Annotated in this window: 16 protein-coding genes; 5 read left to right on the plus strand and 11 right to left on the minus strand. The window is 40.4% G+C overall.

Annotated elements, in window-relative coordinates; translation table 11 throughout:
- The first annotated feature begins 43 nt into the window (after positions 1 to 43).
- Both ASU1_RS01710 and ASU1_RS01715 read left to right on the plus strand, forming a co-directional pair.
- Complete coding sequence (locus ASU1_RS01710; RefSeq protein ID WP_039194921.1) at positions 44 to 580, plus strand: recombinase RecA; 537 nt, start codon at positions 44 to 46, stop codon at positions 578 to 580.
- Positions 581 to 611: 31 nt separating this feature from the next.
- A complete protein-coding gene (locus ASU1_RS01715) occupies positions 612 to 911 on the plus strand; it encodes a hypothetical protein (RefSeq protein WP_014991135.1) in 300 nt (99 codons plus the stop codon).
- A gap of 38 nt (positions 912 to 949) precedes the next feature.
- Here the strand turns inward: ASU1_RS01715 and paeA are convergent, their stop codons facing one another.
- Complete coding sequence (gene paeA / locus ASU1_RS01720) at positions 950 to 2,245, minus strand: polyamine export protein PaeA (RefSeq protein WP_014991136.1); 1,296 nt, start codon at positions 2,243 to 2,245, stop codon at positions 950 to 952.
- Positions 2,246 to 2,288: 43 nt separating this feature from the next.
- Entirely contained in the window at positions 2,289 to 2,939 is a 651-nt protein-coding gene (locus ASU1_RS01725) for a TIGR01621 family pseudouridine synthase (protein ID WP_014991137.1), read from the minus strand.
- Between the two features lie 49 nt (positions 2,940 to 2,988).
- Between ASU1_RS01725 and ASU1_RS01730 the strand changes: the two genes are divergently transcribed.
- Positions 2,989 to 3,621 (plus strand): histidine phosphatase family protein, encoded by a 633-nt coding sequence (locus ASU1_RS01730; protein ID WP_014991138.1) that lies wholly within the window; start codon positions 2,989 to 2,991, stop codon positions 3,619 to 3,621.
- Positions 3,622 to 3,688: 67 nt separating this feature from the next.
- On the opposite strand, the gene ruvX is transcribed toward ASU1_RS01730, so the two are convergent.
- The 3 genes from ruvX to rsmE are packed head-to-tail and all read right to left on the minus strand — an operon-like array spanning position 3,689 to position 5,445.
- Positions 3,689 to 4,102 (minus strand): Holliday junction resolvase RuvX, encoded by a 414-nt coding sequence (gene ruvX / locus ASU1_RS01735; protein WP_005596085.1) that lies wholly within the window; start codon positions 4,100 to 4,102, stop codon positions 3,689 to 3,691.
- A gap of 51 nt (positions 4,103 to 4,153) precedes the next feature.
- Positions 4,154 to 4,714 (minus strand): YqgE/AlgH family protein, encoded by a 561-nt coding sequence (locus tag ASU1_RS01740; protein ID WP_014991139.1) that lies wholly within the window; start codon positions 4,712 to 4,714, stop codon positions 4,154 to 4,156.
- Positions 4,714 to 5,445 (minus strand): 16S rRNA (uracil(1498)-N(3))-methyltransferase, encoded by a 732-nt coding sequence (gene rsmE / locus ASU1_RS01745; RefSeq protein WP_014991140.1) that lies wholly within the window; start codon positions 5,443 to 5,445, stop codon positions 4,714 to 4,716. Before rsmE ends, ASU1_RS01740 begins: the two co-directional genes overlap by 1 nt.
- 141 nt (positions 5,446 to 5,586) lie before the next feature.
- Between rsmE and ASU1_RS01750 the strand changes: the two genes are divergently transcribed.
- Positions 5,587 to 7,020 carry an SPFH domain-containing protein gene (locus tag ASU1_RS01750; RefSeq protein ID WP_014991141.1) on the plus strand — a complete coding sequence of 478 codons (1,434 nt, stop codon included), beginning with the start codon at positions 5,587 to 5,589 and terminating at the stop codon, positions 7,018 to 7,020.
- A gap of 69 nt (positions 7,021 to 7,089) precedes the next feature.
- Here ASU1_RS01750 and nrdB read toward each other — a convergent pair whose 3' ends face one another.
- The 4 genes from nrdB to ASU1_RS01770 form a co-directional block, all read right to left on the minus strand.
- On the minus strand, positions 7,090 to 8,220 hold the full coding sequence (nrdB, locus tag ASU1_RS01755; RefSeq protein ID WP_014991142.1) for a class Ia ribonucleoside-diphosphate reductase subunit beta: 1,131 nt from the start codon (positions 8,218 to 8,220) through the stop codon (positions 7,090 to 7,092).
- Between the two features lie 152 nt (positions 8,221 to 8,372).
- Positions 8,373 to 10,643: a class 1a ribonucleoside-diphosphate reductase subunit alpha gene (gene nrdA / locus ASU1_RS01760; protein ID WP_014991143.1), complete on the minus strand. Its 2,271-nt coding sequence runs from the start codon at positions 10,641 to 10,643 to the stop codon at positions 8,373 to 8,375.
- 216 nt (positions 10,644 to 10,859) lie between these two features.
- Positions 10,860 to 11,939 (minus strand): metallophosphoesterase, encoded by a 1,080-nt coding sequence (locus ASU1_RS01765; protein WP_014991144.1) that lies wholly within the window; start codon positions 11,937 to 11,939, stop codon positions 10,860 to 10,862.
- Positions 11,940 to 12,131: 192 nt separating this feature from the next.
- Complete coding sequence (locus ASU1_RS01770) at positions 12,132 to 13,658, minus strand: catalase (RefSeq protein WP_014991145.1); 1,527 nt, start codon at positions 13,656 to 13,658, stop codon at positions 12,132 to 12,134.
- Between the two features lie 228 nt (positions 13,659 to 13,886).
- Here ASU1_RS01770 and htpG point away from each other — a divergent pair, with 228 nt between their 5' ends.
- A complete protein-coding gene (htpG, locus tag ASU1_RS01775; RefSeq protein WP_014991146.1) occupies positions 13,887 to 15,764 on the plus strand; it encodes a molecular chaperone HtpG in 1,878 nt (625 codons plus the stop codon).
- A gap of 93 nt (positions 15,765 to 15,857) precedes the next feature.
- On the opposite strand, the gene metC is transcribed toward htpG, so the two are convergent.
- Positions 15,858 to 17,048 carry a cystathionine beta-lyase gene (gene metC / locus ASU1_RS01780; protein WP_014991147.1) on the minus strand — a complete coding sequence of 397 codons (1,191 nt, stop codon included), beginning with the start codon at positions 17,046 to 17,048 and terminating at the stop codon, positions 15,858 to 15,860.
- Positions 17,049 to 17,124: 76 nt separating this feature from the next.
- Positions 17,125 to 17,664 carry a disulfide bond formation protein DsbB gene (dsbB, locus tag ASU1_RS01785; RefSeq protein ID WP_014991148.1) on the minus strand — a complete coding sequence of 180 codons (540 nt, stop codon included), beginning with the start codon at positions 17,662 to 17,664 and terminating at the stop codon, positions 17,125 to 17,127.
- Between the last annotated feature and the right edge of the window lie 53 nt (positions 17,665 to 17,717).

Consider the following 17,717-nt stretch of genomic DNA (forward strand, 5'->3'; position numbering starts at 1 on the left):
AAGAATAGAGATTAGGACGCCTTCGGGCGTCCTTTTTTATATGATGCGAAAATTAATCATTATTCGAGGGCATTCCGGTTCGGGCAAATCAACGTTTGCTAAGCAAAAAATAGCGGAGTTTGAGCTGCATTTTCCGAATGGCAAAATTTTTCATATTGAGAATGACCAATTTCTATATGAAAACGGTGAATATATTTGGACGAAAGAAAGATTTCGGTCCGCTAAAATGTTAGCTGAACAGAAATTAGCATTAGCTTGGGAATTTGCCAAAAGTCATCCGCAACTTCCCGTATTCATTGTGATCAGTAATGTGAATCTTAGTTTACAAGCGGTTGAAAAATACCAAAATATTGCAAATTCATTACAGATGAAGATAGAAAAGTATCGTTTGATGAATTTCTTTAAGAATCAACATCATGTTGATATTTATACGGTATTAAGTATGTATTTGGCGTTAGAACAGCAGCCGTTAGTAGATGAAGTTATTGTCAGACCAATCAAGAAAATGCCTTATTTTATGCGTATAATATTAGAAAAAATGCGTAAGCGTAGGGATAAAAAAGACATACAAGCGGTCTAATTTTCGCTTATTTTTACAAAGAGGAAAAATAATGAAAAAAGTAATGTTACTTGCGTTGCCTTTCGTTGTAGCGGCTTGTTCGGCACCGGAGCAGCAAAGTACGGTTCCGATGGATATGCAAGTAGTTGCGGAATATCAACAACGTGTCGCAAGCGGGAATACCGTTTCGGAAAAACAAAAGCAACGTGTTGCTCAGCAAATTGAACCGGATGAACCGCTTAATCAAAGTGATAAGCGTCCGAAAGTAGTCAGACAGGTTGTAAGAGAGCCGGTGATTTATCCAAGCATTGGCATTGGTTACGGTTATCACAGACATCGTCATCATTGGTAACAAAAAAAGCTCCGATTAAGGTCGGAGCTTTCACTATGCTAGTTTGCGATATCTTTACGGAAAGAAACCATTAATTGGTCGATTTTAAAATTCTCGGTATCAATAATTTCGAATTTATATTGATCATAAAGAACAAAATCGGTTTTCTTTGGAATTTTACGTAACATATACATCATAAAACCACCAATAGTTTCATAGTTTTCCGCATTCGGGAAGCTTTCGATTTCTAACGCTTTCATCACGTCTTCGAGCGGTGTAGCACCGTCAATTAACCACGAATCTTCATCTCGGCGGACAATTTGTTCCTCTTCGGTTGAAACCAATTCGCCCATCACGATACTCATTACATCATTGAGGGTTAGAATCCCCACCACTAATGCGTATTCATTTACGATAACCGCAAAATCTTCACCGGCAGATTTAAACAGCTCTAATACTTCGTAAAGTGACAGAGTATCCGGGATGAAAAGTGATTTTTTCAGTAATTTCGCATCTGTTAGCGACACGTTATCGTTTTTTAGGTACTGTGTCAGTAGATCGTGCGTTTCAATATAACCTAAAATTTTATCCAATCCGTCATCGCAGATCAGTACTTTGGAATAGGGATCTTCACCCAATGTTTCCAGCACTTTTTCTCGGTTATCGGTGCGATTTAAAAACACAATATTTTCACGGGTGGTCATCGTTGATGTTACACGGCGTTCCTGCATTTCAAACACGTTTTCAATGAGATAATGTTCTTGTGCTTTTAAAATACCGGCTTTCGCTCCCGCATCAACTACTGCAACAATATCTTCGGAGGTCATATTGTCTTGGCGAACAGTAGAAACGTGAAATAACTTAAATAATGTGTTGGCAATCCAATCGAAAAACAGTACAAGCGGCTTAAATAATGCAATACAAAACATCATAATGCCGATGGTTCGTACTGCTACTTTTTCCGGGTATGTCATCGCAATACGTTTCGGCATTAAGTCTGCAAAGAGAACAAATGCCGAAGTGACAATGATAAAGGCAATCCAAGATGCTGCACTATCAACCCATTCCGCTTGTGTATATTTGGCAAGCCATTCGCTAAAGTAAGGATTAATCGCACTTTCACCGACCACACCACCAAGGATCGCCACCATATTTAATCCGATTTGTACCACGGTAATAAAGCGTCCCGGCTGTTCCTGGAGCTTTAAAACTTTTTCGGCACGGAGGTCGCCCTCGTTAATCATTGCCTGTAATTTCAGTTTTCTTGCACCGGCAAGAGAGATTTCTGAAGATGAGATAATTGCACTGGCAATAATCAGTAATAAGATAATCAAACTTGCTTCAAATAAGCTCATAAAATCCTCTGTTTGATAAGTTATGATGTATAAAATTATAGCATTAAATATTTTTTACAGATTCAGCATTGCAAATTTTTGCCCAAAATTGACCGCTTGTCGGTGGACTTTGGATACAAAAAGATTCGCCTTGATATTCAAATTTTAGCTGATAAGCATGTAAGTAAACCCGATCCGCTTCTGTGCCGGCATAGAGTTGATCACCTAAAATCGGGCTGCCTAAACTTTTCATCGCTACCCTTAATTGATGTGTTTTACCGGTTTTCGGTTGCAAAATAAAATGGCGTAAATTTGGTTCAAGCGAGTATGAAATAAATTGAGTCACGGCAGGATTCTGTTTGCTATGGCACAATTTCCACGCGCCGTTACGGCTTTTTTGCATATCACCGCTAATTTTACCTTGTTTCTTTTTCGGTTTTTGATCGCTCAATGCCCAATAGGTTTTTTCGATTTTATGTTGTTCAAATAGGTGATAAAAGTGTACGGCTGCTTGTTTATTCAAGGCAAAAATCAATAAGCCGGACGTGACTTTATCTAAGCGATGTACCAGCCATACTTGTTCCACTTGTAATTGTTTAGCGAGTTTTTCGGTTAATCCGACCGCTTCCTCGTCTTTGTGTACACTCACGCCGACCGGTTTATCAATCACAACAAAGTCGTGATGTTGGAAGCAAATAGTCAATTTTTCAGTCATTTTTTGCTATACTCCGATAAATTTTGTCTATTTTAACAGGGAATTGAATATGGCACTCAACATTTATTTAGTCCGTCACGGGAAAACTGTTTGGAATTTAGAAGGGCGTTTGCAAGGCTCCGGCGATTCACCTTTGGTTGAAGAAGGTATTGAAGGGGCGAAAAAAGCGGGGAGAGCGTTAAAAGAGGTTAAATTTGCCGCTGCTTATTCGAGTATGCAAAAACGTGCGCAAGATACCGCAAATTATATTTTGGCAGAAAATAGTGAGAAGAACATTCCGCACTTTCACCACTTCGGTTTAAATGAGTTTGATTTTGGGCTTTGGGAAGGTACGAAATCGGTAGATTTATACTCAAATGATGAATATTGGACGATGAAAAAAACACCGGCGGAATATCGTGCGGAAACTAATGGCGGTGAAACTTATGAAGATCTTTATAACCGAGTGATTAAAGTGTTTAATCAAATTGCTCAGTTGCACCAAGATAATGAAAACGTATTAATTGTTGCACACGGTATGACATTAACCGTTCTCACAGCGGTATTACGAGGCTTGCATTGGTCGGAATGTCGTGATGAAACTAAACACAGTTTTGTGATTAACACCGCTATTAACCGAGCGGTTGTTGAGAATGGTAAGGCTGAATTAGTTGAGTTTAATCGCGTGGAACATTTGGCTTAGACTTGCAAAAAAATCCCAAAATTAGACCGCTTATTTGCGTTGTTCAAATTAGCGGTCTTACTCTTTTTTATTGGGCTTCAAACCAGCTTTCTAAAATTAAGCAGGCGGAAATCGAATCCACTTTATCTTTTTTTAAGGCTTTGTAACCGCCCCGTTCAAAAATTTCCGCTTTCGCTGATACTGTTGTGAGGCGTTCGTCTTGTAACTCAACCGGCAAATTAAAACGTCCGTTTAAGCGATTCGCAAATTTTTTCGCTCTTTGGGTAAGCGGCTGTTCGCTGCCGTCCATATTGAGCGGTAAGCCGACCACTAAGCGTTCCGGTTGCCATTCTTTGATCACTTTTTCAATTTGATCCCAGTTCGGAATCCCGTCTTGCGCTTTAAAAGAGGGAAGTCCCTGCGCCGTACCGGTAATATCCTGCCCGACTGCACAGCCGATGCTGTAAGTACCGAAATCAAATGCGAGAATTGTTCTTGCCATATTATCCTTTTGCAAAAAATTGTTTATTTTCGACCGCTACTTAAGCCATCATTAGGCTCTGCCGGCACGGGCTAACACACCTGAAATACCGAGCATTTCATTTGCTTCTACCCAACGTTCTAAATAACCGGTTTCGAATAAGGTTTTGTCGTTCGCATCGGATACCAACCAATAATTGCGTGCGATTTCTTGTTCGAGTTGTTCCGGTTTCCACGTGGCACAACCTAAACAGACAATAAATTTTTCCGGCGCTTCTGGTTTACCAAGGCTATCCAGCACATCGCCTGATGTAGTTAACAAAATATTATCGGTAACACGATAGCTATGTAAAAATTCTTGTTCGGTTTTGGTGTGAATAATAAAGCCCCGATCTTGACTGACCGGCCCGCCGCTTAAGACCATCTGATCTTTATGGTAATTACGTTGATTCGCCATTTGAAAATCCATACGGGTAATCAATTCCAAAACGGATAAGTCGGTCGGTGTATTAATTACTAAGCCCATCGCGCCATTACTGTTATGTTCGCAGATATAAATTACCGTGCGATCAAAGTAGTCATCATCAATTTCCGGCGTTGCAATCAAAAATTTGCCTTGTAAATTTTCTAACATTAAATATCTCCAAAACAAACCTGTAGGGCGGTAATTGCCGCAAGGGAGGCGGTTTCCGTACGCAAGACTCGTTTGCCGAGTAAAACTTCGGTAAAGCCTTGAGTTTCAGTCATCGCGATTTCTTCAGCGGATAAGCCGCCTTCCGAACCGATTAATAAACGTACGCCAGCTTCAGGCACATTTGGCAGCTGGCGAATGGTGTATTTCGCACGAGGATGCAGATTTAATTTCAGCATATCATCTTGTTCTTTGCACCAGTCGGTCAGTTTCATAATCGGGCGAATTTCAGGAATTTCATTACGTCCGCATTGTTCACAAGCGGCAATCGCAATTTTTTGCCATTGCTGTAGTTTTTTGTCTTGGCGTTCATCGTTAAGTTTTACCCCACAGCGTTCAGACCAAAGCGGAGTAATGGTTTTTACGCCTAGCTCAACCGATTTTTGAATGGTAAATTCCATCCGATCGCCGCGAGAAATCACTTGCCCTAAATGGATCGCTAAATTGGATTCACGATTATCCAATTCGCTGCTATCAATTTTTGCAATAATTTGCTTTTTTCCAACCGCTTGTAATGTCGCGTGGAAAATGTGGTTTGATCCGTCAAATAAAATAATTTGATCGCCTTCCGCCATACGTAATACACGACCGACGTGATTAGTTGCATCTTCACTTAAAATACAACTGGTTTGATTCGCTAATAATTCAGGATGGTAAATTCTTGGAATGCGCATAAGATATTCTTTCATTAACAATAATATGCTTATTGTAATGGAAATTGCCTGTTAAATAAATTTTTGCAAAATATTTCTAGAATTTCACCGCTTGATGGCGTAAATTGATAGAGATTCATTCTTTCAAAAGGAGGCTAAGTTATGGATTTTATTTATGTCGCAGTGGGTGTTGCGCTGATTGCTATTTTAGTGCTTTCATTGGTAATTGCATTGCTATTTCGCCGAGTGGTGAAAACCAATGAAGTACACATTGTACAGTCGGGCGGAAAGACCACCTCTTATGGTAAAGATACCGGAAATGGTAACGTTTATTATGCGTTTCCTTCATGGTTACCTGTGATTGGTGTGAGTACGATTGTGCTGCCGGTTTCGGTCTTTTCTATCAAAATTGATAACTACGAAGCATATGATTTAGAACGTTTGCCTTTTGTGGTGGATATCACCGCTTTCTTCCGTGTATCCGATTCAAATCTTGCCGCACAACGTGTGTCGGATTTCCATGATATGAATATTCAATTGGTTGATATTATCCAAGGCTCGGTGCGTTCGATTCTTTCAAGCCGTAATTTAAACGATATTTTACAAGTACGTTCGGAATTGGGTGATGATTTTACCCAAGCGGTCAAAGAACAATTGAAAAATTGGGGGATTGAGCCGGTTAAGAATATTGAACTGATGGATATTCGTGATAGCGGCAATTCAAAAGTAATTTTCAATATTATGGAAATTAAAAAATCATTTATTGAAAAAGAGAGCCGTGTCGAAGTCGCTCGTAACCAAAAAGAAGCACAAATTGCGGAAATTGAAGCGAAAAAAGAAGCGGATGTAAAACGCCAAGAGGCGGAAAAAGAAGTCGGCTTAAAAACGGTAGAAAATCAACGAGAAGTGGCGGTGTCTAACGAACAAGCGCAACAGTTGGTGAAAGAGCAAGAAAAAATCACTAAAGAACGCGAGATGGAAGTCAAACGTGTTGCGGAAGTAAAACAAGCGGAAATTGCCAAAGATGTTGAAATTGTAAAAGCGGATCAGGAAAAACGTACACAAGAAATTAAGGCGGAAGCGAATAAAAATGCGTTGATTATTGATTCTGAAGCTGAAAAACAACATCAAATTTTAGTAGCGGAAGGTGAAAAACAAAAAGCGTTTTTAGCTGCTGAAGCATTGCTTGAAACAAAAGATAAAGAAGCGCAAGGTATTGCGAAAATCGGTTCGGCAGAAGCAGAAGCGAAGCAAAAACTGGAGATTTCATTAGTATCCGGTCAAATTGAATTAGCGAAAGAAATCGGGGGTAATGAAGGTTATCAAAGCTACTTGATCAGTATTCGTCAAATTGAAGCAAATCAGGCGATTGGTATTGAACAAGCGAAAGCACTTTCAAATTCAGATATGAAATTTATCATTAATGATGAAAAAGTGGATAAAGGTATTCAGCGCGTAGGTGAGTTATTCAGTTCGACCGGCGGCACGAAAATTGCTGCAACGTTGGAAGGATTAAACCAATCAGACTTAGGTAAGGCATTAATTGGTAAGTTTTTAGGTACTAACGGCTCGGAGCCTAAAACATCGGATAAATAGGTTAAACAAGCGGTCGAATTTTTTCTATTTTTTGCAAAAAATAATGGAAAAACGACCGCTTGTTTTTATTTAGAGTTCAAAACTGTCAAAATCATTCGTATCGACTTTAGCATCGATTTGCCCAACCAAATAGGAGCTGACTTCGACTTCTTGCGGTGCAACTTGTACGTTATCAGACACCAACCAAGCATTAATCCACGGAATCGGATTTGAAGCGGTGGCAAAAGGGCGAGGTAATCCGACCGCTTGCATTCGAATATTGGTAATATATTCGACATATTTCACCAAAATATCTTCATTTAAACCAATCATTGAACCGTCTTTAAATAAATACGCCGCCCATTCTTTTTCTTGTTCTGCCGCTGCCACAAAAAGCTCATAAGCTTCTTGTTTACATTCTTCGGCAATTTGTGCCATTTCCGGATCATCTTGTCCGGCTGCCATAATGTTCAACATATTTTGTGTGCCGGTTAAATGTAGGTATTCATCACGTGCGATAAATTTGATGATTTTGGCATTACCTTCCATTAACTGACGCTCGGCAAACGCAAAAGAACAAGCGAACGACACGTAAAAACGAATCGCCTCCAGTACGTTCACACTCATTAAGCATAAATAAAGTTGGCGTTTTAAGTTACGTAAGGTCACTTGGTATTGCTTGCCGTCCACCGTATAACAACCTTCTCCGTAGAGTGTATAAAGTTGCGAATCTCGAATTAAATCATCGTAGTAGCAAGAAATATCTTTCGCACGTTTAATAATTTCTTCGTTAGTTACGATATCGTCAAACACAATCGACGGATCATTCACGATATTACGGATGATATGCGTGTAAGAACGTGAGTGGATCGTTTCGGAAAATGTCCAGGTTTCGATCCAAGTTTCCAACTCCGGAATCGATACTAACGGCAAAAATGCCACGTTCGGGCTGCGACCTTGAATAGAATCAAGTAATGTTTGATATTTTAAGTTACTGATAAAAATATGTTTTTCGTGTTCCGGCAATGATTGGTAGTCGATACGATCTTGCGAGACATCAACTTCTTCCGGACGCCAGAAAAATGAGAGTTGTTTTTCGATTAACTTTTCAAATAATTCATATTTTTGTTGGTCATAACGGGCGACATTGACATTTTGCCCGAAAAACATCGGTTCTTTTAATTGATTATTTTTATTTTGTGAGAAAGTGGTATATGCCATTTTGTATCCTTTTTGAATTGCCCAAGCACGGCAAGCCGTACGTGGTTATGATCAGCCTTCGGCTGAGTGAGCCACGCTGTGGCTCTTAATATTCTCCGAATTATTTCTGTATTCTCCGTGTATTCCGTGGTTAGCTAAATTCATGCTAGACACTAAATTTTGCAGGCGCCGCCGGCACAACCGTCATTTAAATCTTGTTGGGCGTCTTCCGCTCCGTCTCTGGTATTTTGGTAATAGAGCGTTTTTAATCCGTATTTATAAGCGGTTAGTAAATCGGCAAGTAAGCGTTTCATCGGTACTTTGCCGTCTTCAAATTTTTGCGGGTCATAATTGGTATTTGCCGAAATCGCCTGATCAATGAATTTCTGCATAATACCGACCAGCTGTAAGTAACCGCTCATATCGGGGATATCCCATAATAGTTCGTATTGTGAACGGAGCTTTTCATATTCCGGCACAACTTGTTTTAAGATACCGTCTTTTGAGGCTTTGATACTCACGTAGCCACGCGGCGGCTCAATACCGTTGGTTGCATTAGAAATTTGCGAGGAAGTTTCTGACGGCATTAATGAGCTTAATGTTGAGTTACGTAAACCGAATTGCTTAATTTCTGCACGCAAGCTTTCCCAATCATAATGCAACGGTTCTGTTGTCAGGTTATCCAATTCTTTTTTATAGCTATCAATCGGTAAAATGCCTTGAGCATAGCTAGTCTCGTCAAATAACTTACAAGCACCTTGTTCTTTGGCTAAATTGAGCGAGGCTTTCAGCAAATAATATTGCATCGCTTCAAAGGTTCTGTGCGTAAGCGCATTGGCAGAACCGTCTGAATAACGCACGCCGTTTTTCGCTAAGTAATAAGCGTAGTTGATGACCCCGATGCCAAGCGAACGGCGAGCTAATGCGGCGTGTTTTGCCGCTTTCACCGGATAATCTTGATAATCTAACAAGGCATCTAGCGCGCGTACCACTAAGTCGGCAAGCGGTTCAAATTCATCTAAATTTTGCAAAGTACCTAAGTTAAATGCTGAAAGGGTACAGAGTGCGATTTCTCCGTTTTCATCGTTAATATCGTTCAGTGGTTTGGTCGGCAATGCGATTTCTAAACACAAATTGGATTGTTTGATCGGTGCAACTTGTGGATTAAACGGCGAATGCGTATTGCAATGATCGACATTTTGAATATAAATACGACCAGTTGAGGCACGTTCCTGCATAAGTAGTGAAAATAACTCAACCGCTTTCACACTGCGTTTGCGAATAGTCGGATCTTGTTCATATTGCAGATAAAGTTGTTCAAATTTGTCTTGATCAGCAAAAAACGCTTCATACAAACCATCGACATCAGACGGGCTGAATAAGGTGATTTCGCCACCCTTAATTAAGCGTTGATACATCAGCTTGTTGAGCTGTACGCCGTAGTCCATATGACGACAGCGGTTGTCTTCCACACCTCGATTGTTTTTTAACACCAATAAACTTTCTACTTCCAAGTGCCATAGCGGGTAATAAACCGTTGCAGCGCCGCCACGTACACCGCCTTGAGAGCAAGATTTCACCGCACTTTGGAAATGCTTATAAAACGGAATGCAACCAGTGTGGAAAGCTTCTCCTTGACGAATCGGGCTGCCTAAGGCACGGATTGCACCGGTGTTAATGCCAATGCCCGCACGTTGCGACACATATTTAATAATCGCAGCGGAAGTAGCATTGATTGAATCCAAACTATCGCCGCATTCAATTAATACACAAGAACTAAACTGACGAGTCGGTGTTCTTACCCCCGACATAATCGGGGTAGGCAATGAAATTTTGAAGGTTGAAGTCGCATCGTAAAAGCGTTTTACATAATCCAAACGTATGGCTTTCGGATATTTCGAAAACAAGCAGGCAGCAACTAGCAGATATAAGAATTGTGCCGACTCATAGATCTCACCGGTCACTCGATTTTGGACTAAATATTTTCCTTCGAGCTGTTTGACCGCCGCATAGGAAAAATCCATATCTCGGCTGTGTACGAGGAACTCATTCATTAACTGCCATTCTTGTTCAGTATAGTCGGTTAACAGCGCTTGATCGTATTTACCGAGTGCAACCAGCTTTTTAATATGAGTGAATAAATGAGGTGGGGTGAAGTCCCCGTAAGCTTTTTTACGCAGATGAAACATCGCTAAACGCGCAGCAAGATATTGATAATCCGGCGTTTCGGTACTGATTAAATCAGCGGCAGCTTTGATGATTGTCTCGTGAATATCAGCAGTGCGAATACCTTGGTAAAACTGAATATGGGCGCTCAGTTCCACTTGTGATACCGATACATTCTGTAAGCCTTCGGCAGCCCAAGTAATAACACGATGAATTTTGTCCAAATCAAACGGCTCTTGTTGCCCGCTACGTTTGGTTACCATCAATGTTTTCTGCATAAAATGTGTCTCCTTTTATCTTATTGTTTAACCACTATATGTTGTGGTTTTGAAATTCCTATATACAAGATATTGTTTTATTCAAACGGATGCAAGCAGAAAATTTTGTAAAAGGATATTGACAAAAGATAAGTGATTGAAGATATGGCAATTCGAGAAATGTAAAAAAATAAACCCCTGAAAATCAATTCAGGGGTTTGCATAAAAAAACTAAGGTTATTTACCTTTTACGTCAATAATAAAGACTTCAGATTGCGAACCAAGCCGCATCGGTATGCCCCAAAAGCCGTAACCGGAGGTGACAAAATAATGTCCTAAACCAATTTTTTCATAGCCATAGTGCAGGCGATAAATCACGTTAGTCATTAAATTTGCCGGAAAAATTTGTCCTTTATGCGTATGTCCGGACACCTGTAAATCAATCGGTAATTGCGAATGTTGCTCGATTTGCGTTGGGCGATGGTCAAGTAAAAACACCGGTAAATCCGAATTGACTGCCGTTAATAATTGAGCGGCACTCGGTCGGTTTTTTACGAGGTCATCGTTACGTCCGATAATGGTAAATTTTCCGTTAATTTCGGCCGCTTGATCCCATAGTACTTGGATACCTGCTTTTTGAATTTCGGTGGCAATCGCTTGTTGCTTTCCGAAGAAATCGTGATTACCCAAAGTGGCATAAACCCCTAAAGGCGCTTTAAGCTTAGCAAAATGCGGTTGCATATTTTCAGCTACATAAGCATCGGTATTGTCGTCCATAATATCGCCGGGTAATAAAATCAGATCGACATTTTGCTGGTTAAAGATCTCCGCTAATTTATCTAATTGCTTTGCACCAAACCATTGCCCTAAGTGCAGATCACTTGCTACCCCAATACGCAGCGGTTGATCAAGCGGTTTATCCAATTGTACGGAATAATGCACTACTTTCGGAGTGTAAGCGTTATATAAGGCGAACCCAACAATACCGAAAAATGCGAAAGGATAGGTAATTTTTAAGGCAAAATTGACCGCTTGTTTGCCTTTAAATAAGCGGTAAATCACCGCACAAGCAAGGCTAACGAATAATGCAAACAGCAATAGGGCGAGCATTAGCGCCGTAATTCTAAAACCGTTAAATGTTCGTGTGACGGTAAGAATCGCTAAGCCATTTGCTGCTAAATAGCTAATAAATGTTACGATCTTGCGTGATTTGGTAGATAAGTTGAATAGCCAACCTACGGTACGAGAAAAGTTAAATACGAGGCATTGCAAAACAAGAATGGCAATTCCCGTAGTGATGTAATAACGATATTCCAAAAGCTTTCCTTTTTGTTTAAAAATAAAAAACGTGGGAATTGTAACGCAGATTGATTTTTCAAACAAAAGAAAAGCCCTATCGTGTAGATAGGGCTTTGATAGAGCAAATGCATTTATGTAAGGAGGACTACTGTGTGCGATTATCTCGCGGGTTTTTGAACAGTTGCATTTGCTAATTTGGTGACTTCTAAATTAGAAGTTAGGTTTTAATAAACCTGGTTGACCCATTGCCGGATCAGTGTTGTATGCTTCCATTGCATCTGCAACGGTCATACCTAATGCTTTTGCTACACCTTCACCGTAAGCCGGATCACAGAAGTAGCAGTTACGGATATGGCGATATTTAATAAAGTCTAACGCATCGCCCATACCAGCAGCTGTATTCTTGAATAGCGCTTCTTTTTCTGAGTCAGTCATATTGTTGAATAACACACGTGGTTGGCTGAAATAATCCGCATCGTCTTGGCGGAAATCCCAGTGTGCCGCATCACCGTTAATTTTGAGTGGCGGTTCTGCAAATTGTGCTTGTTCTTGCCATTGACCGAAGCTATTCGGCTCATAATGTAAAGTTGAACCGTAGTTACCGTCTACACGACCTTGACCGTCACGCGCATTGCTGTGAACTGGACAACGAGGCGCATTTACCGGGATTTGGTGGTGGTTTACACCTAAACGGTAACGTTGTGCATCCGCATAGTTAAATAAACGAGCTTGTAACATACGGTCCGGAGATACGCTGATACCCGGTACTAAGTTGCTCGGTGCAAATGCAGATTGTTCAACATCTGCAAAGAAGTTTGCTGGGTTACGGTTTAATTCCATTACCCCTACTTCGATTAATGGATAGTCTGATTTTGGCCATACTTTGGTTAAGTCAAACGGGTGGTATGGTACTTTTTCCGCATCAGCTTCCGGCATCACTTGGATATAAAGCGTCCATTTCGGGAAATCGCCTTTTTCGATTGCTTCATATAAATCACGTTGGTGTGATTCACGATCATTTGCGATAATTGCCGCCGCTTCTTCGTTGGTTAAGTTCTTGATACCTTGTTGGGTACGGAAGTGGAATTTCACCCAGAAACGTTCGTTATCAGCATTAATCATACTATAAGTGTGTGAACCGAAACCGTGCATATGGCGGTATGAAGCCGGGATACCACGTTCAGACATTACGATCGTTACTTGGTGGAATGCTTCCGGTAATAACGTCCAGAAATCCCAGTTGTTTGTCGCACTACGCATATTAGTACGAGGGTCACGTTTAACCGCTTTGTTTAAGTCAGGGAATTTACGAGGATCACGCAAGAAGAATACCGGTGTATTGTTACCAACTAAGTCCCAGTTACCTTGTTCGGTATAGAATTTAACCGCAAAGCCACGGATATCACGTTCTGCATCTGCCGCACCACGTTCACCGGCTACGGTGGTAAAACGTGCGAATAATTCAGTTTCTTTACCCACTTCGCTAAAAATTGCTGCTTTAGTGTATTGAGTAATATCGTGCGTTACAGTGAATTTACCGAATGCGCCAGAACCTTTAGCGTGCATACGGCGCTCAGGAATCACTTCACGTACGAAGTTAGCTAATTTTTCGTTTAACCATAAATCTTGTGCAAGTAATGGACCGCGAGGACCGGCAGTTAAACTATTTTGATTATCAACAACCGGCGCACCGTTGTTCATCGTTAATGATGTATGATGGAATGGACATTTAGACATAATAATTACCTTGGAATGTTAATAGGTTTGATGTATGAATGTTATTATTATTGATTGGTTTTATTTTGTAAAACTATCGATTTGATAAAATTTAACAATCAAATTAGATTTTTTAATAGAAAATAACTTTGAATCTATAACTTGAAAAGTTAGCTACTTTTCCCCATTTACTAAAGCATTTGAAAGCGGTGAAATTCCGCTTATTTTTTGTAGATTAAAGAGGATAAGATGAGTACAAATCAAGAAACGAGAGGCTTTCAATCGGAAGTTAAGCAATTACTTCAGTTAATGATCCATTCACTTTATTCAAATAAAGAAATTTTCTTACGTGAATTAATTTCCAATGCGTCTGATGCGGCGGATAAACTGCGTTTTAAAGCGCTTTCGAATCCTGCTCTATATGAAGGTGACGGCGAATTACGTGTACGAGTGAGTTTTGATGAAACTTTAGGCACACTGACTATCAGCGATAACGGTATCGGTATGAACCGTGAGCAAGTTATCGATCACTTAGGCACGATTGCTAAATCAGGTACCAAAGAGTTTTTAAATTCGTTAGGTACAGATCAAGCAAAAGACAGCCAATTAATCGGTCAATTCGGGGTTGGTTTTTATTCGGCATTTATTGTAGCGGACAAAGTGACAGTGAAGACCCGTGCTGCGGGCGAAACACAAGCCGTACTTTGGGAATCTGCCGGTGAAGGCGATTACACCGTGGCGGATATTGAGAAAGCAACACGTGGTACGGACGTTATTTTACATCTGCGTGAGGATGAAAAAGAATTTTTAAGCGAATGGCGTTTACGTGAAATTATCGGTAAATATTCGGATCATATCGGTTTACCAGTTGAAATCCAAACTACCGAATACGATGAAGAAGGCAAAGCAAGCGGTCAAAAATGGGAAAAAATTAACAAAGCGCAAGCACTTTGGACTCGTTCAAAAAACGAAATTTCAGACGAAGAATACCAAGAGTTTTATAAGCATTTAAGTCACGATTATAACGACTCGCTTATTTGGGCACATAATAAAGTGGAAGGTAAACAAGAATATACCAGCTTACTTTATGTGCCGGCAAAAGCACCTTGGGATATGTTCAATCGTGAGCAAAAACACGGCTTAAAACTTTATGTACAGCGTGTGTTTATTATGGACGATGCAGAAGTGTTTATGCCAAATTATCTCCGTTTTATGAGAGGTTTACTAGATACGAATGACTTGCCGTTAAACGTTTCACGTGAGATTTTACAAGAAAATAAAGTCACCGCTTCATTGCGTTCGGCATTAACTAAACGAGCATTACAGCTATTAGAAAAATTAGCGAAGGACGATCAAGATAAATACCAAACCTTCTGGAATGAATTCGGTTTAGTGCTAAAAGAAGGCGTTGGTGAAGATTTTGCGAATAAACAACAAATTGCGTCATTATTCCGCTTTGCTTCAACCCAAACTGATTCTAGCGAACAAACAGTAGGTTTGGCGGATTATATCGGCAGAATGAAAGAAGGCCAAAAAGCGATTTATTTCTTAACCGCTGATAGTTATGTGGCTGCGAAAAATAGTCCGCACCTTGAACTGTTCAATAAGAAAGGCATTGAAGTGCTACTATTATCTGATCGTATTGACGAATGGGTAGTGGGGCATTTAACTGAATTTGACGGCAAACCGTTGCAAAGTATCACAAAATCGGATCTGGATTTAGGCGAGCTTGCCGATAAGGAACAAGAAGAGAGCCAAAAAGCGCAACAAGTGGAATTCGGATCTTTCCTTGAACGTGCGCAAGGCTATTTTGGTGACCGAGTGAAGAAAGTGGTATTAACGCATCGCTTAACCGACACACCGGCAGTGGTTTCAACCGATAATGATGAAATGACGACGCAAATGGCAAAACTGTTTGCCGCAATGGGACAAAAAGCTCCGGAAGTGAAATATACATTTGAGCTAAATCCGGATCATCGTATGGTTAAGAAAATCGCAGATCTTACTGATGAAACAGAATTCAATGATTGGATTGAATTATTGTTTGAACAAGCATTGCTTGCAGAGCGCGGTTCATTAGAAAACCCGGCAGCATTTATCAAACGTATGAATAAATTGCTTGGTTAATTGCTAGAAATATAAAAAAGGCTATCGAAAGATAGCCTTTTGTTTTTAGCTAAAAATTGCAATTTTTTCTGGAAATTTGACCGCTTGTCACACTTATTTTAAACGCTCAAAACCTTTTTCTAAATCGGCAATCAGATCTTCAACCGCTTCTAAACCAACGTGAATGCGAATCAGTGTACCGTTGAGTTTTCTTTCGATCGCCGGGCGGATGCGAGTAATTTCTTCCGGTTGGTTAGCTAAAATCAGTGATTCAAAGCCACCCCAAGAATAAGCCATGGTAAATAATTCGAAGTGATCTAAAAAGTTAGCTAATTGTTCATCGTTTAACTTTTGGTTAAGTTCGAATGAAAACAGACCGCTTGCCCCTTTAAAATCTCGTTTGAAAAATTCATGTCCCGGGCAGCTTGGTAACGCAGGGTGGAAGACTGCTTTTACTTCCGGACGTTGTGCTAGCCATTGTGCTACTTGAATTGAACGTTCTTGGTGTTCTTTCAAGCGAATACCGAGTGTACGTAACCCTCGTGCCGTGGTATAAGCTGAATCCGCATCAACCATTTGCCCCATCAAATATGAACGTTCACGAAGCTGATCCCAACAACGCGCATTAGATACGGCTGTGCCAATCATCACATCAGAGTGACCGACTAGATATTTAGTACCGGCTTGAATCGAAATATCAATACCGAATTCAAGTGCTGGGAACAATACACCGCCTGCCCAAGTATTATCGATCATAATTACGATATCTGGATTGACTTCACGAGCCACTCGAACCAAAGTCGGAATATCCGGTACTTCCATTGTTAGTGAGCTTGGCGATTCTAAAAATAGAACTTTAGTATTCGGCTGAATTAAGGCTTGAATCCCTTCGCCAATGAGTGGATCGTAATACGTAGTGCTTACGCCAATATTTTTTAAGATAACGTTACAAAAATCTTGGGTTGGTTCATAAGCCGCACCGGTCATTAACACGTGATCGCCTTGAGAAACAAACGCTAAGATTGAGTTAGTCACGGCTGCCGCGCCACACGGATAAAGGTAACAGCCTGTTCCACCTTCTAATTCACACATTGCATCTTGGAGAGCGAAATGGGTAAGCGTGCCTCGTCTGCCGTAAAATAATTCGCCTTTATAGCGATTGCGAGTAGCATTCTTTTTTTGTGCCACTGAGTCAAACACTAAAGAAGAGGCACGTTGAACGACAGGATTCACAGAACCTTGAGTATAACGAGATTTACGTCCGACATGGACAAATTTGGTTTCCAGTTGAGAGAAATTTGACATTGTGTTTCCTTATTGTAGTTATAAAAAAGCGGTCTGATTTCTGCAAAATTTTGCAAAAATTCGACCGCTTGTAAGGTTATCTGAATACGCTACGATATTGTGGTTTGGCACGTTTGAATTGGCTGATAAGTACGATAACAAAAGCAAGTGCGAACATTGCGAAGGCAACGATAAGCCATTCCGGCATGCCTAAGCCAAGCATTTCCCATTGTTTCTCACTACAATTTACCGGGCCAGGTGCAAAAATGCTTGGGAACCATTGATCAAACGGCATTGTCTGTGGGAATTCCGGTTTAAACTCACATTGATTCCAAGGAGAAGGATTTGCTTGATAATCATGGTGTTTGACTGCTAATGCAAGCCCTTTAAAGGCACTGAAGCCCCAAATGAATAAAGCAAGCCAGCGAGTAAGAAAAAAGCGAGGGGAGATAGAAGCAAGTAAACCGGCAATGATAAGTCCTAAAATCGCAAGACGTTCATAGACACACATGACACAAGGAACTAATCCCATTCCGTATTGGAAATAAATACCCGTTGCTTCGAGAGCAAATGCAATAAAAGCAAGTAATAGCCATGCTGTGCGATTTAATGATAGTTGTTTGAAATAGCTGAGCATAAGAGTTCCTTTAGTTTGAATTATATATGCATTGTACCTGATTTTACTCAGCT

Source organism: Actinobacillus suis ATCC 33415 (genome assembly GCF_000739435.1).
In the GTDB taxonomy this organism is placed as follows: domain Bacteria; phylum Pseudomonadota; class Gammaproteobacteria; order Enterobacterales; family Pasteurellaceae; genus Actinobacillus; species Actinobacillus suis.

What these genes read in the sequence shown, in the direction of transcription:
- nrdA (WP_014991143.1), bottom strand. Translation starts at nt 10,643, where the DNA reads ATGCAGAAAACATTGATGGTAACCAAACGTAGCGGGCAACAAGAGCCG.
- nrdB (WP_014991142.1), bottom strand. Translation starts at nt 8,220, where the DNA reads ATGGCATATACCACTTTCTCACAAAATAAAAATAATCAATTAAAAGAA.
- metC (WP_014991147.1), bottom strand. Translation starts at nt 17,048, where the DNA reads ATGTCAAATTTCTCTCAACTGGAAACCAAATTTGTCCATGTCGGACGT.
- ASU1_RS01725 (WP_014991137.1), bottom strand. Translation starts at nt 2,939, where the DNA reads ATGACTGAAAAATTGACTATTTGCTTCCAACATCACGACTTTGTTGTG.
- ASU1_RS01750 (WP_014991141.1), top strand. Translation starts at nt 5,587, where the DNA reads ATGGATTTTATTTATGTCGCAGTGGGTGTTGCGCTGATTGCTATTTTA.
- ruvX (WP_005596085.1), bottom strand. Translation starts at nt 4,102, where the DNA reads ATGGCAAGAACAATTCTCGCATTTGATTTCGGTACTTACAGCATCGGC.
- paeA (WP_014991136.1), bottom strand. Translation starts at nt 2,245, where the DNA reads ATGAGCTTATTTGAAGCAAGTTTGATTATCTTATTACTGATTATTGCC.
- ASU1_RS01740 (WP_014991139.1), bottom strand. Translation starts at nt 4,714, where the DNA reads ATGTTAGAAAATTTACAAGGCAAATTTTTGATTGCAACGCCGGAAATT.
- ASU1_RS01715 (WP_014991135.1), top strand. Translation starts at nt 612, where the DNA reads ATGAAAAAAGTAATGTTACTTGCGTTGCCTTTCGTTGTAGCGGCTTGT.
- rsmE (WP_014991140.1), bottom strand. Translation starts at nt 5,445, where the DNA reads ATGCGCATTCCAAGAATTTACCATCCTGAATTATTAGCGAATCAAACC.
- ASU1_RS01730 (WP_014991138.1), top strand. Translation starts at nt 2,989, where the DNA reads ATGGCACTCAACATTTATTTAGTCCGTCACGGGAAAACTGTTTGGAAT.
- ASU1_RS01770 (WP_014991145.1), bottom strand. Translation starts at nt 13,658, where the DNA reads ATGTCTAAATGTCCATTCCATCATACATCATTAACGATGAACAACGGT.
- dsbB (WP_014991148.1), bottom strand. Translation starts at nt 17,664, where the DNA reads ATGCTCAGCTATTTCAAACAACTATCATTAAATCGCACAGCATGGCTA.
- htpG (WP_014991146.1), top strand. Translation starts at nt 13,887, where the DNA reads ATGAGTACAAATCAAGAAACGAGAGGCTTTCAATCGGAAGTTAAGCAA.
- ASU1_RS01710 (WP_039194921.1), top strand. Translation starts at nt 44, where the DNA reads ATGCGAAAATTAATCATTATTCGAGGGCATTCCGGTTCGGGCAAATCA.